The organism is Roseivirga pacifica, assembly GCF_900111145.1.
Lineage (GTDB): Bacteria > Bacteroidota > Bacteroidia > Cytophagales > Cyclobacteriaceae > Roseivirga > Roseivirga pacifica.
The window spans coordinates 1,289,432-1,316,072 of record NZ_FOIR01000001.1; the positions used below are offsets into that span (position 1 = coordinate 1,289,432).

26 protein-coding genes are annotated in these 26,641 nt (G+C 40.6%); 15 read left to right on the forward strand and 11 right to left on the reverse strand.

Features of this window, described 5'->3' with window-relative positions; genetic code table 11:
* Positions 1–26: 26 nt before the first annotated feature.
* The 9 genes from BMW98_RS05690 to atpC all read left to right on the forward strand — a co-directional run bounded on the left by BMW98_RS05690 (position 27) and on the right by atpC (position 9,862).
* Positions 27–611 carry a nucleotide exchange factor GrpE gene (locus BMW98_RS05690; RefSeq protein ID WP_090257547.1) on the forward strand — a complete coding sequence of 195 codons (585 nt, stop codon included), beginning with the start codon at positions 27–29 and terminating at the stop codon, positions 609–611.
* A 1-nt stretch (position 612) separates the two neighbouring features.
* The gene (gene dnaJ / locus BMW98_RS05695) at positions 613–1,728 is read left to right on the forward strand and encodes a molecular chaperone DnaJ (RefSeq protein WP_090257548.1); all 1,116 of its coding nucleotides are present in this window, start codon (positions 613–615) and stop codon (positions 1,726–1,728) included.
* Positions 1,729–1,867: 139 nt separating this feature from the next.
* Complete coding sequence (locus tag BMW98_RS05700) at positions 1,868–2,755, forward strand: hypothetical protein (RefSeq protein WP_090257549.1); 888 nt, start codon at positions 1,868–1,870, stop codon at positions 2,753–2,755.
* A 147-nt stretch (positions 2,756–2,902) separates the two neighbouring features.
* Positions 2,903–3,811 (forward strand): ABC transporter ATP-binding protein, encoded by a 909-nt coding sequence (locus BMW98_RS05705; RefSeq protein WP_090257550.1) that lies wholly within the window; start codon positions 2,903–2,905, stop codon positions 3,809–3,811.
* Positions 3,808–5,136 (forward strand): ABC transporter permease, encoded by a 1,329-nt coding sequence (locus BMW98_RS05710; protein ID WP_090257551.1) that lies wholly within the window; start codon positions 3,808–3,810, stop codon positions 5,134–5,136. The genes BMW98_RS05705 and BMW98_RS05710 overlap by 4 nt, the downstream gene beginning before the upstream one ends.
* A gap of 318 nt (positions 5,137–5,454) precedes the next feature.
* Entirely contained in the window at positions 5,455–6,696 is a 1,242-nt protein-coding gene (locus BMW98_RS05715) for a pyridoxal-dependent decarboxylase (RefSeq protein WP_090257552.1), read from the forward strand.
* Between the two features lie 61 nt (positions 6,697–6,757).
* Positions 6,758–7,978 (forward strand): sensor histidine kinase, encoded by a 1,221-nt coding sequence (locus BMW98_RS05720; RefSeq protein WP_090257553.1) that lies wholly within the window; start codon positions 6,758–6,760, stop codon positions 7,976–7,978.
* 116 nt (positions 7,979–8,094) lie between these two features.
* Positions 8,095–9,603 carry a F0F1 ATP synthase subunit beta gene (gene atpD, locus BMW98_RS05725; protein ID WP_090257554.1) on the forward strand — a complete coding sequence of 503 codons (1,509 nt, stop codon included), beginning with the start codon at positions 8,095–8,097 and terminating at the stop codon, positions 9,601–9,603.
* 10 nt (positions 9,604–9,613) lie between these two features.
* The gene (atpC, locus tag BMW98_RS05730; RefSeq protein ID WP_090257555.1) at positions 9,614–9,862 is read left to right on the forward strand and encodes an ATP synthase F1 subunit epsilon; all 249 of its coding nucleotides are present in this window, start codon (positions 9,614–9,616) and stop codon (positions 9,860–9,862) included.
* A 76-nt stretch (positions 9,863–9,938) separates the two neighbouring features.
* On the opposite strand, the gene BMW98_RS05735 is transcribed toward atpC, so the two are convergent.
* Positions 9,939–10,130: a hypothetical protein gene (locus BMW98_RS05735; protein WP_090257556.1), complete on the reverse strand. Its 192-nt coding sequence runs from the start codon at positions 10,128–10,130 to the stop codon at positions 9,939–9,941.
* Between the two features lie 240 nt (positions 10,131–10,370).
* Here BMW98_RS05735 and BMW98_RS05740 point away from each other — a divergent pair, with 240 nt between their 5' ends.
* Positions 10,371–10,961, forward strand: coding sequence for a 2OG-Fe(II) oxygenase (locus BMW98_RS05740; RefSeq protein ID WP_090257557.1), 591 nt, complete (start codon positions 10,371–10,373; stop codon positions 10,959–10,961).
* Between the two features lie 160 nt (positions 10,962–11,121).
* On the forward strand, positions 11,122–12,324 hold the full coding sequence (locus BMW98_RS05745) for a YncE family protein (RefSeq protein WP_090257558.1): 1,203 nt from the start codon (positions 11,122–11,124) through the stop codon (positions 12,322–12,324).
* A 90-nt stretch (positions 12,325–12,414) separates the two neighbouring features.
* Here BMW98_RS05745 and BMW98_RS05750 read toward each other — a convergent pair whose 3' ends face one another.
* From BMW98_RS05750 to BMW98_RS05785, 8 genes are all read right to left on the reverse strand, one after another.
* A complete protein-coding gene (locus BMW98_RS05750) occupies positions 12,415–13,110 on the reverse strand; it encodes an SIMPL domain-containing protein (protein WP_090257559.1) in 696 nt (231 codons plus the stop codon).
* A gap of 95 nt (positions 13,111–13,205) precedes the next feature.
* On the reverse strand, positions 13,206–13,895 hold the full coding sequence (locus BMW98_RS05755) for a hypothetical protein (RefSeq protein WP_090257560.1): 690 nt from the start codon (positions 13,893–13,895) through the stop codon (positions 13,206–13,208).
* A gap of 75 nt (positions 13,896–13,970) precedes the next feature.
* On the reverse strand, positions 13,971–15,275 hold the full coding sequence (locus tag BMW98_RS05760) for a pyridoxal phosphate-dependent aminotransferase (protein ID WP_090257561.1): 1,305 nt from the start codon (positions 15,273–15,275) through the stop codon (positions 13,971–13,973).
* A gap of 89 nt (positions 15,276–15,364) precedes the next feature.
* A complete protein-coding gene (locus tag BMW98_RS05765; RefSeq protein WP_090257562.1) occupies positions 15,365–16,090 on the reverse strand; it encodes an RluA family pseudouridine synthase in 726 nt (241 codons plus the stop codon).
* Positions 16,090–17,670, reverse strand: a complete 1,581-nt coding sequence (locus tag BMW98_RS05770; RefSeq protein ID WP_090257563.1) for a peptide chain release factor 3 — start codon at positions 17,668–17,670, stop codon at positions 16,090–16,092. Before BMW98_RS05770 ends, BMW98_RS05765 begins: the two co-directional genes overlap by 1 nt.
* A 122-nt stretch (positions 17,671–17,792) precedes the next feature.
* Positions 17,793–18,707, reverse strand: a complete 915-nt coding sequence (locus tag BMW98_RS05775; RefSeq protein WP_139177426.1) for a DUF5672 family protein — start codon at positions 18,705–18,707, stop codon at positions 17,793–17,795.
* Between the two features lie 33 nt (positions 18,708–18,740).
* Complete coding sequence (locus BMW98_RS05780; protein ID WP_090257565.1) at positions 18,741–20,000, reverse strand: glycosyltransferase; 1,260 nt, start codon at positions 19,998–20,000, stop codon at positions 18,741–18,743.
* A gap of 28 nt (positions 20,001–20,028) precedes the next feature.
* Entirely contained in the window at positions 20,029–21,282 is a 1,254-nt protein-coding gene (locus BMW98_RS05785) for a lipopolysaccharide biosynthesis protein (protein ID WP_090257566.1), read from the reverse strand.
* A gap of 4 nt (positions 21,283–21,286) precedes the next feature.
* Between BMW98_RS05785 and BMW98_RS05790 the strand changes: the two genes are divergently transcribed.
* The 3 genes from BMW98_RS05790 to BMW98_RS05800 are packed head-to-tail and all read left to right on the forward strand — an operon-like array spanning position 21,287 to position 23,963.
* Positions 21,287–22,033: a hypothetical protein gene (locus BMW98_RS05790; protein WP_090257567.1), complete on the forward strand. Its 747-nt coding sequence runs from the start codon at positions 21,287–21,289 to the stop codon at positions 22,031–22,033.
* Positions 22,034–22,063: 30 nt separating this feature from the next.
* Entirely contained in the window at positions 22,064–23,095 is a 1,032-nt protein-coding gene (locus tag BMW98_RS05795; RefSeq protein WP_121505233.1) for a glycosyltransferase family protein, read from the forward strand.
* 13 nt (positions 23,096–23,108) lie between these two features.
* A complete protein-coding gene (locus tag BMW98_RS05800; RefSeq protein ID WP_090257569.1) occupies positions 23,109–23,963 on the forward strand; it encodes a glycosyltransferase family protein in 855 nt (284 codons plus the stop codon).
* Between the two features lie 4 nt (positions 23,964–23,967).
* Here the strand turns inward: BMW98_RS05800 and BMW98_RS05805 are convergent, their stop codons facing one another.
* Positions 23,968–24,687, reverse strand: coding sequence for a class I SAM-dependent methyltransferase (locus BMW98_RS05805; protein ID WP_090257570.1), 720 nt, complete (start codon positions 24,685–24,687; stop codon positions 23,968–23,970).
* Between the two features lie 194 nt (positions 24,688–24,881).
* Here BMW98_RS05805 and BMW98_RS05810 point away from each other — a divergent pair, with 194 nt between their 5' ends.
* On the forward strand, positions 24,882–25,733 hold the full coding sequence (locus BMW98_RS05810; RefSeq protein WP_090257571.1) for a sterol desaturase family protein: 852 nt from the start codon (positions 24,882–24,884) through the stop codon (positions 25,731–25,733).
* Positions 25,734–25,738: 5 nt separating this feature from the next.
* Here the strand turns inward: BMW98_RS05810 and BMW98_RS05815 are convergent, their stop codons facing one another.
* Complete coding sequence (locus BMW98_RS05815; protein ID WP_090257572.1) at positions 25,739–26,638, reverse strand: lysophospholipid acyltransferase family protein; 900 nt, start codon at positions 26,636–26,638, stop codon at positions 25,739–25,741.
* Between the last annotated feature and the right edge of the window lie 3 nt (positions 26,639–26,641).

The window sequence follows — 26,641 nt, forward strand, 5'->3', positions numbered from 1 at the left end:
AGTCAGTGTTTTTTGAAATAGTCAAAATGGCAAAGAAGAAAGATCAAAAAGAGGAAATAGAAAATCAGGAAGCGCAAGCAACTGAAGATACTTTGGTAGAAGAAAAAGAAGCTCAGGAAACTGAGGAAAACCAAGAGGAAGAAGTTGAGGAAATAGAGCTTTCTGAAGAGGAAAAGTTAGCGGTAGAAGTAGCAGAGGCTAAGGATAAATACCTTCGCTTGTATTCTGAGTTTGAAAACTTTAGAAGAAGAAACGCCAAAGAGCGTATCGATTTGATTAAAACGGCTTCTTCTGACCTAATGAAAGAACTTTTGCCTATTGTTGATGACTTTGAAAGGGCTAAACAAGCCAATGAAAAGCAAGAAGATATTGAGGCAGTAAAAGAAGGTTTCGACCTAATTAGCAATAAACTTTTCAAAACACTTCAGGCCAAAGGCCTTAAGGTAATGGAAACAGAAAAAGGGACTGCTTTTGATGCAGATTTGCATGAGGCAGTTACGCAGTTTCCGGCCGAAGAAGAGTTGAAAGGTAAAATCATAGATACACTTGAGAAAGGATATTACTTGGATGACAAAGTGATCCGTTTCGCGAAAGTGGTGATTGGAGCATAATATGGCAAAGAGAGATTATTACGAAATATTAGGGGTTAGCAAGGGTGCTACTGAAGAGGAGCTGAAAAAGGCTTATCGTAAGTTGGCCATTAAATTTCACCCCGATAAAAACCCTGACGACCCAACAGCTGAAGACAAGTTTAAAGAGGCAGCCGAAGCTTACGAGGTATTGAGCAACAAAGACAAGCGTGCCCAATACGATCGCTTTGGCCATGACGGTATGCGCGGTGGCTTTGGCGGCCAAGGTGGCGGCATGAATATGGACGACATCTTCTCTCAGTTTGGCGATATCTTTGGCGGTGGCGGTAGTCCGTTCGAGAGTTTCTTTGGTGGAGGCGGTGGTGGCCGCAGACAGCGCAAAGGCTCTAACCTTCGTATTAAACTCAAGCTTAACCTCGATGAAATTGCCAATGGGGTTGAGAAAAAGATAAAAGTAAACCGCTTGGTAGAAGCGGCTGGCGTTACCTACAAAACATGTCCTACTTGTGGTGGCTCGGGCCAGCAGAAAAAGGTTGTGAATACCATGCTAGGTCAAATGGTTTCTGCAAGCACTTGTTCTACCTGTAACGGTGCCGGTAAAACCATTGATAAGCGTCCTCCAGGTGTCGATAGCACAGGTCTGGAAATGAGCGAGGAAATCATTCCTATCAAAATTCCTGCAGGTGTATCAGATGGTATTCAGCTTTCAATGTCGGGCAAAGGTAATATGGCTCCTGGTGGCGGTATTCCTGGCGACTTGTTGATTGTAATTGAAGAAATTGAGCACGAAGACCTGAAGCGTGATGGTAACAATATAGTTTACGATTTATATGTGAGCTTTATTGATGCGGCCCTTGGTGGTAGCATGGAAGTGCCAACTATTGACGGCAAAGTGCGCATTAAAGTAGAGCCGGGTACACAAAGCGGTAAGATTTTGCGCTTGCGCGGAAAAGGAATTAAAGACCTAAATGGTTACGGCAAAGGCGACCAGTTAATTCACGTAAATGTGTGGACGCCTAAGAAGCTAAGTAGCGAAGAAGAAGCAATCTTAGAGAAGCTTCGTGAGTCAGATAACTTTCAGCCTAAACCAGGTAAAGGAGAAAAAGGATTTTTCGAAAAAATCAAAGAATTCTTCTAATAGTAATAGAATCAAAATTAAAGGCTGTCTTCGGACAGCTTTTTTTGTTTTGGGCTAGGTGAACTGCCCTGATTTCGTTAGCATTCGGTTTGAAAAGGTAAGCCGTAACCCTTACGCTTAACAAACCGTACTGTATCACATGCAAAAAGTAATTGTACTGCTCGCCATTGTTGGAATTGCAGGGTTGGAGTCATGGGCGCAGACAAAGAAGCACTTCATTGTTAAAGATGAAGCCTCAGTCGATATTATTAAATTCTATCTGAAAGCATCTTCAGGTACGTGCGAAATCCGCACGCGCAAAGGAGACGCCCCTATCAATATATTGGGTAATTCTAATGAAGAATTCATCGCCTCAAACTTTGGTCAAGAGATCAACGGAGAGGTTCAATCTGCCTGGTTAACACTTAAGAATAATGGTAAGGAAGGATTCAGTTCTACCATCTCGAAGATTTTTGGTAAGAAAACCACTGATGACGAGAACTACTGGAACATTTACCTTACCGATCAGAAACCATACAAACTGGATTTGAACTACGGAGTTGGTAAGGGTTATGTAGATCTTTCGGATGTAGCCGTGAAAACTTGCCGTATTAACTCAGGAAACGCGCACGTTAAAGTGGGCTACCTATCAAACATTGCCAATAGAATAATTATGGATACCATGGTGGTTTCTATGGATATGGGCGATGTTGAAATTGTAAATTTAGATAAGGCGCACGCAAAAAATATTTTGGCCGAAGTGGGTTTTGGTACATTGCGCCTCGACTTTAACAACGAGCCGCAAATGCCCAGCGATATTTGGGTAAACGTGGGGGCTGGTTCCTTATATGTAACATTGCCATTGGAAAACACCCCCGTGATTATTCGCATGAAGGGTACTTCTTATTCTAAATACAAAATTCCAGAAGGCTACAAAAAGGTAAGAGACAATGTTTACGTAAGTCAAAACTACAACGAGAGTGCCGAGAATCTGCTTACTTTTAACATAGACCTTTCAATGGGAAGCGTGGTTTTTGGAGGTAGATAACATTCCGACCCTTTAGATTTCCACCGCCCGACAAAATATTCCGCTCGTGGGAGAGTAGTCTTATTTCTAATAGTTGTTTTTCATTTTTGATTACCGTTGACGGACTAAAATCCATTAACTTATCAAATCAATCAAAAACAACTACAGGTGAATATACTCGAAGCATCGAACGTCACTAAAAACTATGCTGCCCACAAAGCGCTAAATGACGTTAGCATCAGTATCCCGAAGCAGTCAATTTTTGGCTTGCTGGGGCCGAATGGTGCAGGAAAAACAACACTGATTAGAATTATTAACCAAATCATTATGGCCGATGAAGGCGATATAGTGATTAATGGTGAGAAACTTCATCCCAAACATATTCAGGTAATAGGCTATTTGCCAGAAGAAAGAGGCCTTTACAAAAAAATGAAGGTTGGCGAGCAGCTAATGTACCTTGCGCAGTTAAAGGGTCTTTCTACCGGAGAGGCCAGAAAGCGCATTAAGCACTGGCTTGAAAAGCTCGGACTTACCGATTGGGCAGGCAAAAAGGTGGAGGACCTATCGAAAGGTATGGCGCAAAAAATTCAGTTTATTGCCACCGTTCTTCACGAGCCGGAATTACTAATTCTTGATGAACCATTTTCAGGTTTCGACCCAGTGAATGCCAATCTTATTAAAGACGAAATATTCGAACTGAGAGAGAAAGGAGCGACTGTGATTTTTTCTACTCACCGAATGGAGTCAGTTGAGCAGCTTTGCGATGACATCGCGCTGATCAACAAGTCGCAAAAGATATTGGATGGCACCAAAAAGGACATTAAAAACTCCTTTAAGGCGCACAAATATTCAGTAAGCTACAAGGGCGAGTTGAATGGCTTAAGTACTATGTTTAATGTGCTGGAATCTCAGCAAAACGATGGGTTGAGCGAATCGCTAATTCAGGCTAGAAATGGTGAAAGCCCGAACGAGCTTTTGAAAGATCTAATACAAACTGTAGAGGTACACTCTTTTGTTGAAGTGGTGCCTTCAATCAATGATATTTTCATCGAAATTGTGGAAGGAGGCAAGTCATGAATTCAATATTCCTAGTATTAAAAAGAGAGTACCTTACAAGGGTTAAGAAGAAGTCGTTCTTGCTTACCACTATTTTAACACCCCTTATTTTTCCGGCCATCATTTTTACCATTGTGTACTTTGCTACACGCGAAAAGGAATCGAGGAGCGATGAGATTTTGGTGATTGATGAAAGTGGTTTGTTTAGCAATGCTTTCGACATTACGAGTTTTCAGTTTACATACATTGATGAAGATGTAGCGGAAGCCAAAAAGAACTTTGGAGACAAAGGCGCTTTTGGTCTGTTGTATTTGCCTAATGTAGATGTTCAGCCTGATAAAATCCAGTTCGATGGTTTTGAGTTTTACTCTAAAACCAATGCCAGCATGGGTTCACTCAGCAGTATGGAGCGTGCCATTCGCGGTAGACTGGAAGATTTAAAGCTCGATCGTTCTGGTTTGGATAAAGAGGTAATCGACAACTTAAAAGTGAGCGTAAGCCTGAACTCGTTCAATATTACAGATGCTGGCGAATCGAAAAAGAGCAACTCCAAACTTAGTTTTGCTATTGGTTATGGCACAGGCTTCTTAATCTACATGTTCATTTTTGTATACGGATCGCAAATTATGCAGTCTGTTTTGGACGAAAAGACCAGCCGTATCGTAGAGGTAATTGTTTCTTCGGTGCGTCCTTTCAACCTTATGCTTGGTAAGGTTTTGGGTGTGGGTGCAGTAGGTTTTACACAGCTTCTTATTTGGTTTGTGCTTATTGGGGTGCTGTCGACTGCCGGCCTTACGATTATGTCGGGCGGGGGTAGCGATGCCATTATGGAGGCTGCCTCGCAGCAGGTACCTGCAGAAGCTGTAGAGATGACCCAGCAGCAAGTAGCCGCTGCAGAAATTCAAGAAATGATTGCTTCGGTGCCAGTGGTTAAGATATTGGCTTGTTTCCTATTCTTCTTCCTCGGGGCTTACTTTTTGTACGGAGCGCTTTATGCGGCTATTGGTTCGGCTGTAGATAGTATTCAAGATGCACAGCAGTTTATGTTCCCGATTATTTTGCCAATTCTAGCTGCAATAATGTCTATGTTCTTTGTGCTGGAAGACCCGAACGGTGGCTTGGCAGTAACACTTTCATTGATTCCATTTACCTCGCCAATTATTATGATGGCGCGTATTCCATTTGGTGTGCCCGATTGGCAATTGGCGCTTTCTATGGTGCTATTGATTGCCGGTTTTATAGGTACAATTTGGATGGCGGGCCGTGTTTATCGCATCGGTATTTTAATGTACGGTGCCAAAGTAAATTGGAAAACCATCAGCAAGTGGTTCACTATGAAGGTTTGATAGAGTAGTTTTTAGAGATTGTCTCAAAACCTAACTGTTTTCGTCATTCTGAGGGAGAAAATTTCTCCTTAGAGAAATAGTCGACCGAAAGAATCTGTTTGTTAATTGCAATGCACTTAGCGACAGATTCTTTTGGTTTTCGACCCGAAGAAAGCTTTGACAAACTTTTTGTTTCGAACATCAGCAGCACAAAAACACTTTTGATTCAATTGGAGGTATAAGTTTGTCAAAGTTGGGTTTGTATTATATTACTTTTTCTCCCCGAAATTCGGCTAGCCGCCAAAAAAGCCGGAAATTAGCAGTCGAAAATTTTAGCGCATGTATTGGGAGAGTTATTCGCATCAGCAGATTAAGGAGATTGTAAGAGACGCACTAAAGCAAAACTTGGATTATCGTGAGCGGCCAGTGCTCGGTTTGCCGGCATCTTATTTAGATACCGAGGTTTTTTACAATGACGCACCATTTCTTAAAGATGCACCCTTCCTTTCCGCATTAATTGCCAACCCAAACCATATCGGTTGTCATACTTTGAATGAGTCCGAGGCCGCTTTTACTGGCACCCACAAAATTGAAAAGGAACTGATTGACCTTTGTGCGCAGCAGATTTTTGAAGGTGGCGATGAGCACTTTGATGGCTACGTTGCATCTGGCGGTACTGAGGCAAATATTCAGGCTATTTGGATTCTAAAGCGTTACTACGAAGTTGAGTTTAATGCTAAGCCAGAAGAAATTGGGGTGATCTATTCGGAAGATGCACACTATTCCATGCCAAAGGCGTGCAAACTGCTTAGCCTAAAATCTTACGTTTCTAAGGTAGAAGAGGATAACCGCAGGGTAACAAAAGCGAGCATTGGACAGTGCGTGGCAGAGGCTCGCGAAGTCGGAGTAAAGCACTTTGTGGTGATCATGAATATGTCTACCACCATGTTTGGTTCGGTAGATGATATTGATGAAATCACAGGTTGGTTAGATGCCTTGGAAGTTGACTACAAGGTGCATGTAGATGGTGCTTTTGGCGGGTATATTTACCCTTTTGCCACTAAAAGCATGGCCTATACTTTCCAGAATCCAAAGATCAACTCTTTCACACTAGATGGACACAAGATGCTACAATCGCCTTACGGAACAGGTATTTACCTTACCCGAAAGGACTTTATGGAGTACGCGCTTACCGAAGAGGCTAACTATGTAAAAGGGAAAGATTATACCTTAATTGGCAGCCGTTCTGGCGCCAATGCCATAGCGGTTTGGATGATCATGCGTACATATGGTTCCGATGGATGGAAGGCTAAGATTCAGCAGCTGCTTTCTAAAACCAGCAAGTTGTGTGGTAACTTAGATGAACGAGGGATTGAATACTTCCGTAATCCGGAAATGAATATCGTAACCATTAAGTCAAAATACGTTTCGCCAGAGCTGGCGCACAAATACATGTTGGTGCCCGATGCCCACGACAAAAACGTAAAGTGGTGGAAAATTGTGGTGATGGACCATGTGCGCCATGGGGTAATCGATAGTTTTTTAATGGATTTGGATGCGGAAAGAATGGTAGCGAAGTAGTGCGTATACCTTAGCGAGGGTTCGAGCGTTATCTACCCAATAATTTTCGTAAATTTTCCGAATGCAAAATCCTTTCAAGGGATCTTTATCAATAGACTTTTATTCTAATCAGTCCACAATTAAATGGGTGATTTTGGTGGTGGCCGTAATCATTGGTGGTGGCTCTATTGTGTATACCAATCGCTTGGTAAGCGAACTTAAGGAAGGAGAGCGAAACAACATCAATCTTTGGGCAAAAGCCATTGAGTTTTCCAGTAGTCCCGATGTTGACGAATCTGCGCTTACATTCATAAGTGCCAACATTATAACCCCAGATAATACGCTGCCTGTAATTCTTGTCGATTCGGCTTCTCAGCAAGTGCTGCTTTCAATGAATGTGCTTGAAGACGACATGACTATTGCAGAGCGCGAACAAGAACTGGAGAGCATACTGGAGAAAATGCAACGTGAAAATGAACCTTTTCCAATACCAGTAAGGAATACTGAAGATGGTTCAATAAGCGAAATTCAGTACGTTTATTATCGTAATTCTTATTTGCTAAGGCAGCTTGGGGCTTATCCGTACATTCAGCTCTCGGTAATCGGGATTTTTGCATTTATCGCCTATTTGGCTTTTAGCTATTCAAGAAATGCCGAGCAAAACCGTGTTTGGGTAGGTATGGCCAAAGAAACTGCCCATCAGCTGGGCACACCGCTTTCTAGCCTTATGGCTTGGTTAGAATACATAAAGACAATGCCCGAAATGCAGGGGCGTGGCGATATTACGGCCGAACTCGAAAAGGATGTACAACGGTTGGAAATGATCACTGCGCGCTTTTCTAATATAGGCTCGCTACCTGTGCTCAAACCGGAGAACGTGCTGCAAACCATGAATGAGTGTGTGGACTACTTAAAGCCTCGGGTTTCTTCTAAAGTAGTGTTTTCGGTTGAAGCCAAGTCGGGTAATTTAATGGCTAAGCTTAATAAGCCGTTGTTCATTTGGGTGGTAGAGAACATTGTTAAAAATGGAGTAGATGCCATGAGTGGCATTGGCAAGATTGACATTCGCCTAAGCAAAAATGCCAATAATGAGGTGTTGGTAGATATTGCCGATAACGGCAAGGGTATAAAAGGCAAGGCGAAAGATGTGTTTAAACCGGGGTTTACAACAAAAAAACGTGGCTGGGGCCTTGGCTTGGCTTTGGCACAAAGAATCATTGAAAACTATCACCAGGGACGTATTTTTGTTAAATCTTCTCAGGCAGATGTAGGGACCGTTTTTCGAATAGTATTGCCAAGTTAGTTTCAACCATAAACTTAGGTTCTATTTTATGGTTAACCTTTTGGTTTAATTGTTATTAAACTTACCTTTGCACCCAGAAAAATTAACCGCATTTTTCCTTTCATAAACAATACGAAATGGCAAACATTGGAAAGATCACTCAGGTAATTGGCCCTGTTGTAGACGTTAGCTTTGACGCTGAAGGCGCTAAATTACCGAACATCTTAGATGCATTAGAAGTAACTAAAGAAAACGGTCAGGTGGTAGTGCTGGAATGTCAGCAGCACCTTGGTGAAGACAGAGTAAGAACTATCGCGATGGATTCATCAGAAGGTCTTACTAGAGGAATGGATGTTGTAGATACTGGTTCTGCGATTTCTGTGCCAATTGGTGACGATATTAAAGGTCGTCTATTCAACGTGGTAGGTCAAGCCATCGATGGTATCGACCAACCAAAAGGAGAGAAGAAACTTCCTATTCACAGACCAGCTCCTAAGTTCGAAGATCTTTCCACTTCAACTGAAGTACTTTTCACAGGTATCAAAGTAATCGACCTAATTGAGCCTTATGCAAAAGGTGGTAAAATTGGTTTGTTCGGTGGTGCCGGTGTAGGTAAAACTGTATTGATTCAGGAGTTGATTAACAACATTGCAAAAGCATATTCTGGTCTTTCAGTATTTGCTGGTGTTGGTGAAAGAACAAGAGAAGGTAACGACTTGCTTCGCGAAATGATTGAGTCTGGTATCGTAACTTACGGTGAAGATTTCAACGAGTCGATGGAAGCAGGCGGATGGGACCTTTCTAAAGTTGACAAGGAAAAATTAGCAGAATCTAAAGCAACCTTCGTTTTCGGTCAAATGAACGAGCCTCCGGGTGCAAGAGCAAGAGTAGCTCTTTCTGGTCTTACTATTGCCGAGTACTTCCGTGATGGTGAAGGCGATGGTCAAGGAAAAGATATCCTATTCTTTATCGATAACATCTTCCGTTTTACCCAAGCAGGTTCAGAGGTATCAGCCCTTCTAGGTCGTATGCCTTCTGCAGTAGGTTATCAGCCAACTTTGGCTACGGAAATGGGTGCGATGCAAGAAAGAATTACATCAACTAAAAACGGTTCAATTACATCTGTACAGGCGGTTTACGTACCTGCGGATGACTTGACTGACCCTGCTCCGGCAACTACTTTCGCTCACTTGGATGCTACCACTGTACTTTCAAGAAAGATTGCTGAGCTTGGTATTTACCCAGCGGTAGATCCATTGGATTCTACTTCTAGAATTTTGACTCCAGATATTCTTGGTAACGAGCACTACGATTGTGCACAGCGTGTAAAAGAAACACTTCAGCGTTACAAAGAACTTCAAGATATTATTGCGATTCTTGGTATGGACGAATTGTCTGATGAAGATAAATTGGTTGTATCTAGAGCAAGACGTGTACAAAGATTCCTTTCTCAGCCATTCCACGTGGCAGAGCAGTTTACTGGTTTGAAAGGTGTGCTTGTAGACATTAAAGACACTATCAAAGGTTTCAACGAAATTCTTGATGGTAAGCACGATGACCTTCCTGAAGCTGCTTTCAACCTTGTAGGTACTATTGAAGAGGCTAGAGCGAAGGGTGAAAAATTATTGGCTGAGGCTACCAAATAATATGTGAAACATGCTTTTAGAAGTAGTAACACCGGACAAGAAAGTTTTTGAAGGAGAGGCACAAGCTGTGACTTTTCCTGGTAGTGACGGTGAGTTTCAAGTATTGAACAGTCACGCACCGATGATCAGCGCCTTGGGTAAAGGCAAAATGACCATCAAAGCATCAGGACAAGAAGAAGTTGTGATTATTGATGGTGGTGTGGTAGAAGTACTTAACAACAAAGTAGTAGTACTGGCCGAATCTGTAATAGAAGAGTAAAACGTTAATTCGTTTCGACAATATAAAAGCCCTGAGGTGTTAGATCTCAGGGCTTTTTGTTTGCGTTTTGGTATTTCTAACTCCTTTTTTTAGAAAATAGCCCAGGGTATTTTTTCATCAATCTATTAACTATAGGTTCACTGAACGCACCTGCGATTAATGTACTAAAAAGAACTATTGCAGCATTAAGGAGGTCATAAAGCCCCAATAGGTAGCCTACCATGACTGCTGAAATTATAACCCCAAAGATTAATACTGCCCGTTTCATTTTTTGTTTGTTTACGCCTTCTGTAAATATTTAGTTTCTAAGGAGGGGTGGGTACAAGGCCTTTTATAGGAGCTTATTGACATTGCCTAGGGACTGAGGCCTGAATAAAAATAACAATAAATAGAGAAATGCGGCTGTACTAAACCGGAGGGCAATATCCTTTGTGATTTGTCTAAATCCTCCGTGGTATTTGTAATGCGTTTATTCCTTTAGTACTTTCCAGAAAGTATAAACACTCCTATGTCAATTGTATTTCCATTTGGTCAGCGTACACTTCCTAACTTTTCGCAGTACGCTTTTTACTCCAATGTATTCACTGCTGAAGAGATAGACAATATTAGAGCGCTTTGGGACCAAGAAGAGCACTTTGATGCCACTGTGAGTGGAGAAGGAAAGTCAACGGATGATGAGCTAAGAAGAACCAAGCTAGCCTTTATTCCCGATAGTCAGGCAAATGCTTGGGTATATGAACGCTTGGGTAGGTTGGGCATTGAATGCAACAACGAACGTTATGGGTTCGATTTATTAGGCTTTCACCATCAGCTTCAGTTGGCAAGATATGGAGCGCAGGATTTTTTTGATTGGCATTTAGATTTTGGCGCAGGAGAAATATCGCAGCGCAAGCTCAGTATCTCCGTCCAGCTATCTGACCCTGATGAGTATGAAGGCGGTGACTTTCAGTTTATGATCAACCAGAAAGTACACACAATGCCGCGCGAAAAGGGTACTGTCATCATATTCCCTTCTTTTATTTTACATCGGGTTACACCAATTACCAAAGGAGTTAGGCAGTCTATAGTGGCTTGGCTCGGTGGACCTCCATATAGGTAATAAGCGCGAGTATCATTGCTACTTGAGGGCGCTTTTGAAAGGGATTAATTAGCGCTATTCAGGTTAATTCACCTTTAATAAAAATATAAATGCAACAGTATTGCATTTAAGAAATCCGTCTTTATGTTTGCATCATTGTTGCAAACTATAAACTAAACAGATGATTAAAAGAGGGATGTTGCTGCTGTTTTTGGCAGTTTTTGCATTAACGGCATGTAGCGATGATGATGGCGAAACGCCAGCACACGATCATGAAGAAGGTCAATTCGTTCGCGTTTTGGTTTCTGATCAGGATCAGGCCAATTATTATGTGGTTAATCCGCATGAGGGAACGGTAGAGACAGTTGCTGGCCAGTATGCTGCGGGCAGGTTGTATACTAGCCCAAGCGGCCGATATGTTTCGGTAATTAACACAGATGATAACCTGGCTACTTTCTTCGATAGCGGAATTGAAGCGCATGGAGACCATGCTCACGTTAAAGGCACACCTAAATGGGCATTGTCCAAAGCCACTGCCAGCCGACCAGTACATTACTATGGTAAGGGTGATAACATTTTGGTTTTTAACGATGGGGAAGGAAGCATTTCTCACTTTAAAGAGAGCACAATGCACACAGAGGCGGAGGCCAGAGTTTTTGATATTGGTGATGCGCATCACGGAGCTCCAGCCTTGTTCAACAACGGTACAATTGCAGTAACGGAAAAAGATGGAAGCACTGCTTGGACATTACCTGAGCGTGTAAAAATTATCGATATGAATGGTAATACTTTGCATGAGTCTACCATTCAGACAAGCGGTATTCATGGCGAAGCAGGTAATGGCGAAACTGTACTATTTGGTTCGGTAGAAGGAATTTTGAGAGTTAACCAAGATGGAAGCCAGTTGCTAATTGAAAACCCTGAGTCTTTCGGAGATGAGTGGATTGGTACTATAATTTATGGTGAAGAGAGCGAGACATTCATCGGTTTTGATGGTGGTAGAGGTGTTTACGAAATTGATATAGCTACCAATAGCATTAATACCATTGAAGAGAATGCAAACCTATCGGCAGCTACTTTCGATTGGGAAGGTCACCACCTTATATTGGTGTATACTGATGGTACTGTAAAGGTTTTGGATGGACACGGTTTTGGTACTATAGCCTCAGAACAATTAGAGATTAATTTTCCTGCAGAGGGAAGTACAGGTGCACCTACCTATGCGGCTAGCGAAGAGTTTCTTTATATCTCTGATGGTATGAATGGCTCTATTGCAATGTATGAGCTAGAGACGCTTGAGTTTGTTGGTACACTTGCTTTGCCTGGTAAACCGGCAAGAATGGCGCTAATGGGTAGCTTAGCTCACGATGATCACGAACATTAATTAGGTTTAATTATAGTCGATAGTAAAAAGGGGAGCCATTTGGCTCCCCTTTTTCATTATGGTATTCTTCCCTTTCTTGAGAATTGCCTTCTAGTCCATTAAGAACTTCACCTGAACGGTAGCGTCAACTCGAATTTTATCGAATGCAATTTCTGGTGCTTCTTGCTTGTTCAAACCTCCCACACCACGAACTTTTATTTCCATGGCATCAGCTCGATACATTCTTGGGCTGTCAAACTCCTGAATATGTATGGCCTTCCCGACTTGTTGGTCTAGTGCTCCGGCTAGGGCAGCAGCTTTTGTTTTAGCATTTTTTACGGCTAAAGCCTTTACTTCCATTTTTAACGTCTCTTCGTCAGAATACTCCACTCTGTCGAGGGTTACATTGGAAATGCCAAGTTCGGCCAACTCGCCAATTACTTCACCAGCCTTTTTTCCAGTACTTACTTTTACGGTGTACGCTTTGGTGGCGAATACATCGGTACGTTTTAGAAAGTAGAACTGAAAGTTGCTGGCTAGGTCGTTTAATGTCACTTGATCATCCAGGTTGATTCCTAATGACTCCAGTTTCTTTAGCATTTTTCTTTCAAGCTGCTCCAGCGATTCTTTGCCTTTGTTGTCCTTTTCGTCAATTCTAACGTTCAGGTAAATCTCGTCTGGTGTTACCTCTTTAAAGGCTACTCCAGTTACCTCAATATAACTTTGATCTAAGAAATTTTTACCGCTTTGCGCTTGTGTAGCGAAAGCAAAAAGAGCCAATACGAGTGTCAAAATATATTTTTTCATAAGCGTCTAATTTTGTTTAGAGACTTACAAATACGCTGCCAAATCGGTGTTTGTTTGGTTTGTGAGGGAAATATTAGACAAGTGAATATGCTTGGTTATTGAATGTCAGTGAGTTCTACATTCAAAAAATCAAATGCCTTGTGGTCTTGGGCTACAAGCGCACCAGACTCCAGCGTTTGGTAATTTTCCCATGTAAATTCCATACCACCAATTGGGAGAATTGAAACCCACATTTTTACAGCTGTGGGTTGATAGTTTTCATTGAGCATCCATACATAAGAGTCTCCAGGAGTGCTGCCGCCCGCATTATAAGTGACTTTAAGGCCTGCACGGCCATCGGCCAGTGTTACTATACTTCTTTTGGTACCGGGATCGAAAACTTTGAATGGCGCGCATAGCCAAAAGCTATCGTTATTAAAATAGTCAGTGGCTGTTTGCGTCAGCTTGTCAATATCTGCAGCCGAATAGTCTTGGCCATTGGCCACAATACCCGATTGTGTTTTGGTATTGAGCATGACTTCATGATTGTCCCATTTCACTTTTACAATGTCCTCGGCTTTATTCCACTCATAATGATGGCTGCCTCTAAACGTCCAGCTTACGGTAGCTGTATTCTGCCAAGCTTGGTGGTTCAGTGAGGTCATCATTTGCTGGGCTAGTTTGTCGGCTTCTTTTCCGCTAAGGCCACCCTCGGGAAGTGGCTCATTTTTCACCCAAACAAATACAAAGCCTGTGAGTACTATGGCTAACAATAGAATACCAATAATCTTAAGCAGCTTTTTCATAGATGCTTACTAAAATACAAACTTAGCGTGAAGTATCTGTTCGCCATTGACTATTGACCATTGGCCATCGACTGTTTAAGACTCACAGTATTCTATTACGGCTTCTTTAATATGCGTAAAAGTCTCAATTAGTAAGTCTTCGTTTTCTTCGAGTAAGGTTACCCGAAACCCTAAGAGATCGGAGCAAAACGATGAGATAGGTACTACGCATACACCTTTTGCAGCTAGTAGGTAGTACACAAAGCGCTTGTCTGGTTTTAGGTTTCTTTCTTGTAGCCAGCCATCCAGTAATTTTTCAACCTCAGGGTTATCAATTTTTAGTTTTTGGGAGGAATTGATGGTGCCTGGTTTGAATATTATGGTGTTGTAAAACGCCCCAAAAGTCTCGTTGAAGTAGAGGTAGGGGATATCTTGAAGCAGGGCTGCTATTTGAGAACTTCGCTTGCCTATTTTCTCGTTGGTAGCCTTTCTGTATGCCGGATAGTTCTTGTGACCATAAACTTTTGGTATGGCCATTTGTGGTAACGTGGTCGAACATACTTCCAACATTTTAGCCCGCTGTAATGTGTGAAATAGTTTATTGAACAGGGCATCGGAGCCACGGTTGTAAAATTCCATCCACCCGCAACGGCTACCAGGCCACGGCATGTCCTTAGACATTCCTTTCATGGCGATGCCCGGCAAATCTTCGATTACTTCGCTAAGCGGATAATGTTTGGCGCCATTGTACGTAATCGCCCCATAGATCTCGTCACACAGCAGAAATAGATCGAACTCTCGTGCTATTTTCACCATGTCTTCCAGTACTTTTCTTGGGTAAACAGCACCCGTTGGGTTGTCTGGGTTAATGATAAGAATACCGACAATGCTTGGGTTGTACTGTACTTGGTTGTACAGGTCGTCCATTTCAGGAAGCCACTTTTTGGCCGGATTAAGCTGATAAGTAATCGGGTTGGCATTGGCGTGTGCGGCCTCACCGCTAGAGTGTGTGGAGTAAGCCGGTGAGGGACCAATAATTCTTGAAGTGGGCTTGATAAACTGATAGAGTGTAGAAATTCCATCGCCCAGACCGTTGAAGAAAATAATGTCCTCAGCTGAAATTTTAGCACCTTGTAGCTTATTGTTTTCCTCGGCTAGAAACTGGCGAACAAACTTTTCACCCATAGAGTGGGAGTAGCCATAGGATTTATCGTTTTGGGCTAGCTCAGAAATGATGTCTTTTATCCACGAAGGAATTTGCCAGTTTTTCTGTATCGGGTCGCCAATATTTTCGAAGTAGATGGTGCGGCCCAACTCCGCCAGTTGATCAGCCTTAATGATGATTTCGCGGATTTCGTAAGAGAGTTCTGAAGCCCCGGGGCTTACTAAGGCTTGACGCATAAGTAAAAGGTGTCTTTACTTAGCGAATTTATGAGAAATGAGTAAAAACTGGTTTAAATATTAACCTGATTTTTACTCATTTCTGAAAATCAATACATTTTGTCGATGTTCTTGTCTTTTACTTTCTGCTTTTCCAGTGTTAGGAATTGCTCCCAGAACTGATCGTTTGGTAGGCCAGCAGTTACAATTACAGGCTCCTTTTTAATTGGGTGTTCAAAGAAGAGTCTACGTGCATGCAGGTTAATGCTTTTATCAGGATTTGGCTTAGGGAAACCATAACGCAAATCACCTTTAATTGGGCAGCCAAACTCGGCCATGTGCACGCGGATTTGGTGTGGTCGACCAGTTTTTGGTTCTACTTCTATTAAGAAATGGTCGTTTAACTTACCCAAAACTCTAAAGTCGGTTTCTGCTTTTTGAGCGCCATCAACAGGTTCGGCATAGGCAGTGGTAATGTTCTTATTACCATCTTTTTTCAACCAACTGATCAGCTTTCCTTTCTTCTGGCTTGGCCTATCTTTAACCACAGCCCAATAAGTTTTTTGCACTTTTCGCGTGGCAAAAAGCTTATTCATTCTTTCAAGCCCTTTAGAGGTGCGGGCAAAAACAAGCACACCACTCACGGGTCTATCGAGCCTGTGTACGGGGTGCAGAAATACAGCGCCAGGCTTATTGTACTTCTTCTTGATATACTCCTTACAGTAGTCTGTCAGGTTTTTGTCACCAGTTTTGTCGCCTTGTACCAGAACACCGGCAGGCTTGTTCACTATCAGCAGGTGATTGTCTTCATATAGCGGTTGAACGATTTTTTCCATTAGAACTCGCTTGTAAAGTGGAACTCAATATCGGGAAAATTATCCTGAACCATTTGTAGCCAGGCTTTCGATTCGGCCATAAATACCAGCTTATTGTCTTTATCTCTGGCAATATGGCGCTGCTTAGAGCTTATAAATTCGTTAAGTTTCTTTTGGTCGTTGGAAGAAATCCAGCATGCCTTATAAAGCTGCATAGGGGCAAAATCAACAGTAGCACCGTACTCATTCTTCAGTCGGTATTGAATCACCTCAAACTGAAGCTGGCCTACAACTCCAACTGCTTTTCTTGAGCCAAGCTCAAAGTTGAAGAGCTGGGCAACACCTTCATCCATTAACTGGTTTAAGCCCTTTTCTAGCTGCTTGGTTTTCATGGCGTCTTTATTAATTACCTCGCGGAAAATTTCCGGAGAGAAGCTAGGGATGCCTCGGTACATACCTTTTTCGCCTTCGGTAAGCGTGTCACCGATTTTGAAGTTACCAGTGTCGTACAAACCGATGATGTCGCCTGGGTAAGCCTCGTCTACGGTCTCTTTGTCTTGAGCCATAAAGGCGGTAGCCTGAGAGATTCGGAATTTCTTTTCTTGCCGTGTATGATAGTAGTTGGACCCTCTTTCGAATTTGCCACTACAGATTCGCAAAAAGGCGATTCTGTTGCGGTGCTTAGGATCCATGTTGGCGTGAATCTTAAACACAAAACCGGTAAATTCTTTATGCTCGGGTGTTATTTTGGTTTCGTCTAAGAACCTAGATTTTGGTGCTGGAGAAATCTTTAAGAAGGTGTCGAGCAATTCTTTTACCCCAAAGTTGTTTACTGCAGAGCCAAAGAAAACCGGTGCAACATCTCCATTTAGGTAAGCCTCAACATCGAGTGGACCGTAAAGATCATCGAGCATTTCAACATCTTCGCGTAGCTGAGCGGCATAGCTTTCACCCACGTACTTTTCTAGTTCAGGGCTGTTGATGTCGGCAAATTTGAAGGCCTCTTCGTGCAATTGTTGACCGCCAGCTTTGAATAAGCGAAGACTTTTGTCATAAAGGCTGTAAACCCCTCTGAAGTCTTTGCCCATGCCAATTGGCCAGCTGAGCGGATGTACGTTAATACCTAGTTTTCCTTCAATATCGTCAAGCAAATCGTAAGGGTCGCGGCCTTCACGGTCGAGCTTGTTTATGAAAGAGATTACAGGCGTATTGCGCATACGGCAAACCTCCATCAGCTTTTCGGTCTGAATCTCCACACCCTTCACGCAGTCAATTACCATAATCACAGAATCGACAGCGGTAAGTGTACGGTAAGTATCTTCCGCAAAATCTTGGTGACCAGGCGTATCGAGCAAGTTGATTTTAGAGCCTTCGTACTCAAAAGCCATAACCGAAGTAGCTACAGAGATACCCCTTTGCTTTTCAATCTCCATCCAGTCGGAACGGGCATGCATATCGATTTTGTTCGATTTTACAGCTCCTGCTTTCTGAATAGCCCCACCAAAAAGCAGCAGCTTTTCGGTTAAAGTGGTTTTACCGGCATCGGGGTGACTGATAATACCAAAGGTTCTTCGCTTTTCTATCTCCTTCGCTAAACTCATGTTGTTGAAATTGAGGTGCAAAAGTACAGATATCTTAGTTGCGCTCCAATGGTGGTGGAAAGCAAATTAAGAGATGGGTTTTGAGGTAATGGCAGTTTGAGAATGGGTATTAGTTGTCTTTACTATGCATGGCCAAAGAGTATTTTTGAAAGTTTACGCTGAGGTATTAGTAAAGGATGATGAACAGCAATTGGAGATGGGTGTGTAATAGTATTCTCTAGGCAGAAAGAGCCAGCTATCTTTTTTGTTGGGAGCGCGTATCCATTGATTTTGCAATACTTTGAATAAAATACATCTTCAGACAGATTGTCGTCTTTATACTTCTCGGAGATTTCGATCATAGTTTGTTTTGTTCTAATTGAAAAGCCCCCATTGCCTACATCTGTTTTCGATAAAAAGTGCTTACTATTCCACGGGGCACCTATATAATCGTATTTTAAAAAACTTTCAGCACCTCTTTTTAACATAATAGAGTCAGTTTGGAATATGAGTACCTTTTTGGCTTCAATCTTTTTCCAAAACTCAGGTGTTTTTAAAAGTGTACTATATTGCTCTCTGTCAATAGTAGGGGTTTCCAAGGAAATGAAATTTATCTGGGGAGCTTCTGAAAAGGTCTTTTTCACATAGGTTTCATTATTTGTTCCATGAAAAATGTAGAGAGACCATCCTAGCTCTAAACAAGACATAACATTTTTAACGATTACCTCAAGATCCTCGTGCTTTCTGGATTCAACAATAACAGCGGCATTTTCGGCCCGATTTGCCACATTATCAAAGTGATAGTTTTTTACTGTTTCTTTTAATTCATGAATTTTCTTTCTCCATAGGATTTGATGCTTTTTCTCGGCTAGCTCAATTTTTTCTCTTAAATCAATTATTAACTTCTCTTTATTTAGTGCAGAATAGTAGTTCTTAATAGCTAATTTAAAGAGCTCTAAGGCGCTCGGTTCGTGATTAAAATGAATCCGAAAAAGCTGTATGACCTCATTGCCTGAAAACATCCGAATAGATAATTTCCAGATTAGTCTTTTGGTCATATTTAATAGGTTGTTCATAGAGGGCTTAATTGCCTAGCTGGGCTCAAATATAGCTTTCAGTTGATTGGTGAAATGAAGTTTGGAATACTCCGATTTAACCTTTTGAAGTACATTCTTGCTTATTTTGTGCCAAAGCTCATCATCAGTAAGTAAACGTATGCACTGATTGGCGAATTCCTCGGGGTCGTCTGCTACAAGCGCATGTACTTCTGTTTCCCACCCTAATTGATTCGCTAAAATAGTTGAACATACTGAAGGCAAGCCGTGAGCTCCTGATTCTATTAGTTTGAGGGGAATACCTGATGAGCTTAAGGTGGGGGCAACAAATACTCTGCTTTTATTTAGGTAAATGCTAATGTCTTTAACTTCTCCAACAAGCTTAATATTTGGTTTTAGGTTTTTGTGACTCTTTATTAGATGATTTCTACCTATATGCGTGAATGTTGTGGTAACGGAATTTTTTAAAATATAGGGCCAAATGCGTTCCAGAAAGAACAAGAAAGCTTGGCTGTTTTCGGTGCTTTTTCTGTAGAGTGGCCCCATAAATAACAAGCCACTCCTTTCTTCAATAGGATTAGAGATGTTAACCTCTTGTGTTTGATGACCTAGAACTTCCAGCCGCTCTAATTGGAGTAATTGTTCAAATACTTTTCGCTCCCTTAGAGATATAGCTATTGTCTTGTCAGCGAAACTGGCCATATGTAATTCCTTGGTTAAATACCTGTTTACCCTTTGACTGGAGCCCTTTAGACGCAGAGCGTTTATTGCTTCAGAATCATAAAATATCTTAATGTTGGGGTTTTGTCGCTTAAACTCTGGCAGGTGTCTATAAAGTCTTTTAAGGGTTATTGGCCGACTGATTAAAAGAATATCAATAGTTGATAAGTTTTCTCTTATAGCTCTAAGAGCTCCTTTTTTTGCAATTAAAGGACTGGTGATAAACTCTATGTTTGAATTAAAATGCCGTTCAACCTTATCTTTATTTACAAAGGGTATGAAGGCGTAATAACTGATTTTAAAGTCAAGAGATGATAGCCCTTTTAAAATTTGTTGAGTTCTAGGGTAGCCAGACCCATTTTCAGGATAGGGAATTCGGTCATCAATTACCATTATTTTTTTATTGTTCACCCCCTGATTAATTCTTGCCTGCCTGTTTTTTTCCTTTAGCCAGCTGTAGTCTTTGTGATTGAAGTAATAATAGAGTGGAAAGATAATGGGGAAACATTGGTACTTAATAACCTCCTTTAATAGGTCTACAAGTCTAAGTTTAATATCAATAATTTGAGTTTTCAAAGATTCTGGTTGCGAGTGTACAGTGTATTTATAGGCTTTTAAGGTAATAATGCTTGGTATACTTTAGCCTCATCACTATTGTTAGTAGTGTTCCTAGCGAAATACTTAAATAAACTCCATATAGCCCGAGTAGGTTAATAGATATTGCGGTCGTTAAAGCCATAATTACTAAACCATAAAGGGTTGTGCGGGCTAAAATATTAGAGTCCTTACTTTGAATATATGGGATGCCCAAGAATGTTGTGATTGCGAGTAGGATATTCGCTACGGCCATTGCTGGAATGTATCGAAGTACTACGGTTAGGTCTGGAAAAAAATGAGGTAGAAACACCATGTATAGAAGCTGTAAGATGATTGTTCCTATACCTGATATGAGAACAAGCTTCTTTATTATTTTAAATAAAAAGGATGAATCTCTGCGGACTTCAGATGATTTTAAAAAGTGATCTTGCGTGGAAAAGTAATAATAAAATGCTAACAAATAAATTGGACTTGCGAGCCGTTCAGTTATGGCGTAAATGCCATTTTCGTCATTTCCGAAAAAGTAGGCGATCACATACTTGTTTAATTGAATGACCAACATCCATCCAAGGCTATTTACTAATAGGGGGAAGGAGAATTTTATCAATGAAAACATCTGATCAAACCCTATTGTTGACGGTGACCAAATTCTCCGTTTAGTAATTGGGATTATTAATAAGACTGAGGCAAGAAGGTTGCCAAGGGTCATTGCGAATAAGACAAATCGAAGGTCTTTTTTAAATAGAATTAGGCCGACCAAGGCTATACTCGCGTATGTTAAGGCATTAAAAATTGAAGCAATTGCATATTTGTTGATCAAACCCAACCCTCTAATCACTTGCTGACAAGCTCTGTAAATGATTAGAGACATTAAAAGAGAATATGCAGGAAGAAGTAAGGTTGAAGAATAGAAGAGGTTTGTAATTGGAAAAGTACCAATAATAAATATCAAAACTGCCATGAGAAAGGCTAGTCCGTTAGAATAGCCTTTTTTTTGTTCGAAACTGTTTGTGTCAGTTAACCATCTGTAAATAGCATCTGATATATGTAATGTAAATACTGGAGCTGCAATAATACACGAAGTCAGAATGAGATCATATTTTCCTGTATTTTCAAAACCCATATTTGATGCTATAATGGGGAAAGAAAATGCTGTTATAATCTTGCTTGTGTAGTCACCAAAGGCGTATCTTACTGCTGTCTTCTCAACACCTTTTTTTTGACTTAAGAATAAGACTGATCTTCTTAATAGAGACCTCATAAAAATGAAAACACTACTTTTTGTTGGTCACCCGGGCCATGAATTACTTGCTTATAAACTGTTAATAACCGAAAAGCCAGATGTAGTTTATTTAACCACAGGTTCAGGTAATAGAAATCAGTCAAGGCTTCATGAATCTATTGCGCTAGTTAACTCTTTAGGACTAAAAGCTTTATCCCCTTTTGAGCCATTTAGTGATAGGCAAATATATGACTTAATTCTTGAGGGTGACCATAAGCCTTTTTTAGTTTTACTCGATAGTTTAGAAGATTTGTGGCGGTCAGAAGGTTACGGACGTATTGTAGGAGACGCTTTGGAAGGGTTCAATCCATCTCATGACATATGCAGGTATTTGATAAATGGATTGGTGTCTCGTTTAACATCTAAGAATAAAGAAGTAGAGAACTATGATTTCCTTCAAGATGAGTTACATAAAGGTCAAGATTCAATAAATGAAAATAGTATTGTTTTTGATCTATCGGAGGATGAAATGAGAGAAAAACTGAAAGCTTGTGTTGATTACGCAGAGTTAAAGTTTGAAGTAGATCGGTTTATGGATTCATTCGGATTGGATTTCTTTAGAAAAGAATGCTTTCGAAAAATAACAGACCTTACTAAGGTCAGTAACTGGGAAACTGAAGTACCGTTTTATGAGGAACACGGAAGAAGGCGAGTTAAAGAAGGAGTTTATAAAAGGCTCATTTCGTTTAATGAAAACATGAAGCCTCTCGCTCAGGCTTTATTACAGTAGGCCTTGCAAATTCTCATAACAAATATTGAGATGGATGCTTATAATGGCACCACGCTATATGTTAAGGACTTGGCGTTAGGCCTTGTGCGCAGAGGGGTCGGTGTCGAGGTGTTTACATTAAGGCTAGGAAAAGTGAGTAGGGAGATAGCCGATGCCGGAGTTGTTGTTACAACCAAACTTGCGGAGTTAAGTAGGCCAGATTTAATTCATGGGCATCAGAATATTGTCACCAGGTTAGCTTTAAACAAGTTCAAATTAACACCCTGTATTTCATGGATTCACGATAGACTCAGTCCATTAGATATTCCTCTATTCCATAAGAATATAGTTCAATATGCGGCCGTAGACTATAACTGCGCTGAACGCTACATACAAGATTATTCAATTAGCTCTGCTGATATTAAAGTTGTTTATAATTGGGTGAATCTAGAGAGGTTTGAAAAAAAGAAGACTTGGAGTGCCACTTTAAACACGGCCCTAGTCTTTTCTAATTATGCCAATAATCACAACTATTTAAAATTGATTAAGCAGGCTTGTGAGATAAAAGGGGTGAACTTACAAGTAATTGGAAAAGGGGTTGGTAAAGAACACCCTAAACCCGAGCAACTAATTGGAGGTTTTGATTTGGTCTTTGGAAAGGCTAAGGCGGCAATGGAGTCAATGGCTGTTGGTTGTGCAGTAATAGTCTGTGATTTCACAGGGTTAGCAGGAATGGTTAAGCCTCAAAATTTTGACCATTATAGAAAGTATAACTTTGGAATGAAGCTGATGACGAGGCTTACAACCGTAGAGACCCTTTGTGAAGAATTAGACAAGTTCTCAACTAGAGATTCACAAATAGTATGTGATAGAATAAGAGAGGATGCAAGTTTGGAAAAATCAATTGACTTATTGATTAATCTTTATCAAGATACAATTCTCAGGCATAAGCGTGGATTAAGAAACAAATATTCTGCGAGTTTCAAGCATACTCTTTTAATTTGGAAGAAAACAATTCGCATTTGGCTTAGCATCTGGACTGAGTTAAACTATCCCAAAATTTATAAGGCCGTTAAGGGCTAGAATTTTTCGTTTTATGGATAAAACCAAGGCCGAAGTACTGACTATCTCTGTCGTTTTGTTTAAGAATGAACCCGCTCATATTACTCAGCTTTGTGCTTGTTTGAGTTCAGAGGATATTGATATGCAGGTTTATTTTATTGATAATTCTCCAGACAAAAGCTTGAACTTTATTGTGTCCAACTATTCTGATTTCAAATATATATGGGTAGGTGATAATATTGGCTTTGGCAAAGGACATAACATTATTTTGAATAAAGTAATGGACTTTGGAGCTATACATCTTTGTTTAAATCCAGATGTGTATTTTGAGAAAGGCGTTTTGTCAAACCTCTTAAAGGTAATGCAGCGAAGGAGTGATGTGGGGCTGCTTTTACCGAGGGTTTTAAATCCAGATAATTCCGATCAACCACTTTATAAATTGCTGCCAAACCCATTGCAGCTCATTTTGAGGAGGTTTATGCCCAAGCCGGCCAAAATAGTTTTTTCAAAATATATGTCGCGTTATGAATTAGCAGGCGTGAGCCCAGACCTTGTTTTTGAGGCTCCCTATCTTTCTGGTTGCTTTATGTTGCTTAGAAAGGATGCTTTGAAAGAAGTGGGTTGCTTTGATGAAAGGTTCTTCTTGTATTTCGAGGATGTTGATTTATCTAGAAGAATAAATGAAAAGTGGTCTACTCTTTATTACGGAGAAGAATCAATCTACCATTTCTTTCAAAGAGGATCTTATGATAGCATTGACTTACTCATGCATCATATTAAATCAGCAATTAAGTACTTTAATAAATATGGTTGGTTTTTCGATAAAAGGCGAATGGTAGTTAATAATAGCACAATAAATCAACTGAAATTATCTGAGACCATTAGATGATAGGTTAGTTCTTCAAGGCATGGTAAAAGCGAAGTAATCTTTTGCTAAGTAGTGTTTTAACCTTTATTAGTGGAGCCTTAGATAAAACTATCCAGTATTGATTGTCAAAGGCAGTTTTATTTAAAAATGAGATATGTAAACCTCTATTTTTTGCTTGTCTCTTAATCCATTTCTTGTTGTGGTGTATACAACCGGGTTTTTCAGATTTATGACTTGTGCCCACCCAGTCTGATCCCTTATAATCTTGCCATGGAAAAAAGGCAGGCAGATAGGAAACTAAAAAAACGGAGTTGTCTGTGCCCGTTTCTTTGAAGCCATCAAGCATTGTTGAAATGTCGAGTTTGCTACAATGAGTCCAGATTGAACCAGCTAAAAAGAAATCAAACTTCTTGTCGAACACTGTTAAATCAAACTCGTCATTGAAATTGAATCGAGGTTTTTTTTCGATTTGTACACTCTTGCTGATCAATTGATCAAGTCCAAGTTGTACTCGCTTTTCTGACGGTTCTATGCCATAATAATTTTCTGGCTCTAAAAAGTTGATTAACCAATGGCCCGCTCTGAGAACACCGCAGCCAATTTCTAATATACTGGACTGTGGAAGAAGACCTAGCTCGAGTAGGGCTATAAACTGTGCTCGGCCCGATTCATCAAAATTTTCTGAAGGTATACCAAAAAAGCCCACTGACTGAGCCATGTTCATGCTTTTCTGCTCTAAGTTCATGCTCAAACTATTCAAATTTGTTGTAATTTTTCATTCAAGCGTTCTTCGCTTTTCTATCTCCTTCGCTAAACTCATTCCTTGCAAAATTAAGGTGCAAAGGTACTTAAATTCGCGTTTCTCATTTTATCAATTCGAAATATTCCTAGATATTGAATTGTCTAACATCTTCATTTTTAAATACACACCTATATTTCATGCTAGAGCGAGCCATTGAGTTTTTAAAAACCATTCTTAATCAGGGAAACCTAGCGATTAATTTGGGGATCGTGATTGTTTGTTTGGCTAGCGAACTCATTGTTATTGGTTGGAAAAAATCTTCGTTTAAGGCGATTTTCGGAAAGGATAAGTCTGTAAAAACTGATTTGATAATGACAGCCTTGGCTGTTTTTAACCTTACCAACCTTATCTCTTTAATCTTGTCCTTTGGGCTATTCCAGGTGGTTTCGAAATTGATATTCGACAACACAAACCTGCAGTTGGCTCTGAAGATTGATAACCTGTACTTGCAATTTTTTATCCTTTACCTGATTAGTGACTTCAGCAACTATGTTGGGCATTGGATGATGCATAATGTAAAGCCGCTTTGGAGACTGCATGAATTTCACCATTCAGCTTCATCCTTCAGTGTAATGACTCGATATAGACTGCACTTTGTGGAGATAGCTGTAGGGAAACTCATTAACGCTATACCTTATGCGGTTTTTGGCGCTCCCTTGCTTACATTTTTCATAATTACTTGGATTGAAGAGTTTCATCAGTTGTTTATTCACTCTAGGGTAAAAGCTAATTTTGGTTGGTTGGGAAGAAACTTGTTTATCTCTCCCGATGCACATAAGCTACATCATTCAGTTAGCAAACATCACTATGGTAGAAACTATGGGGTTACGTTGGTTATTTGGGATAGAATCTTTGGGACTTTTAAGTCTCCTGTTAATGAGACATTGGACTTAGGAATACCAGATAATCCTTATAATAAGAATGGCTTTTTAGGGGATGTATGGTATTCCATGAAAAAGGCCTACGCCAGTCTAATGAGGAAAAACTAGAGACTTTACTCCCCGGCTTTCCGCTTTCTTTTCCACCTTTTATGCGACCATAACCAATAAACGGGGTCTCGTTTAATTTGCTCTTCTAGCGCTTTGGTGTGCATCTCTGTAATGGCACCATGAGGCAAATCTTTAGGGTTTTCGGTGAGTATTCTAATGGTCATTTCATAATGGCCGCGTTTCACCTTTTTTGTATCAGCAAATATTACCGGATAGTCTCTTTCCTTGGCGTATTTTTCGGCACCAAAGGCAACGGCCGTTTCTTGGTTCAAAAAGGTGGTCCAGTAAACTTTTTTAGCAATGGTAGGGGATTGGTCTACACCAAAAAAGATGGCATATGGCGCTTTGTTTTTTTCAAAAAAACCTTCCCTAACGGCTTTTCTAGAAACTAGTACCATGCCTGTAACCCCGCGAGTTTCAAGCATCTTCTTCTCTAGCCACTTGTTTTTGAATTGATGATAAATGCCCAAGGTTTGGTGTTTAAACCAAGGGTTAATGCCTGTGGCAACATATTCCCAGTTGTTGTAATGACCACTAGCGACAATTAGACCTCTACCTTGTTCAAAAATGTGATCTACAATTTCTGGGTTCGTTACTTTTTGTCTTTCAGCAAGTTCTTCTTTGGTAATGGACTGCATTTTTAAGCTTTCTACCATTACATCGCAAAAGTGACGGTAAAACTTCCTTCTGATATCTCGTATCTCTGCGTTCGATTTTTCAGGAAAGGAGTTGCGCAAGTTCTTGTTAACAATGCCCACACGATAGCGGAGTATTTTATAGAGTGTATAATAGAGAAAAGTAGACAGGGCGTAGGCCATTGCCCAAGGCAGGCGCGATAGCGGGTAGATAATTAGGTAGTAAAAAAATCGCATGGTTCGGTTTATCTCAAAGCCTAAGGTAATCATTTG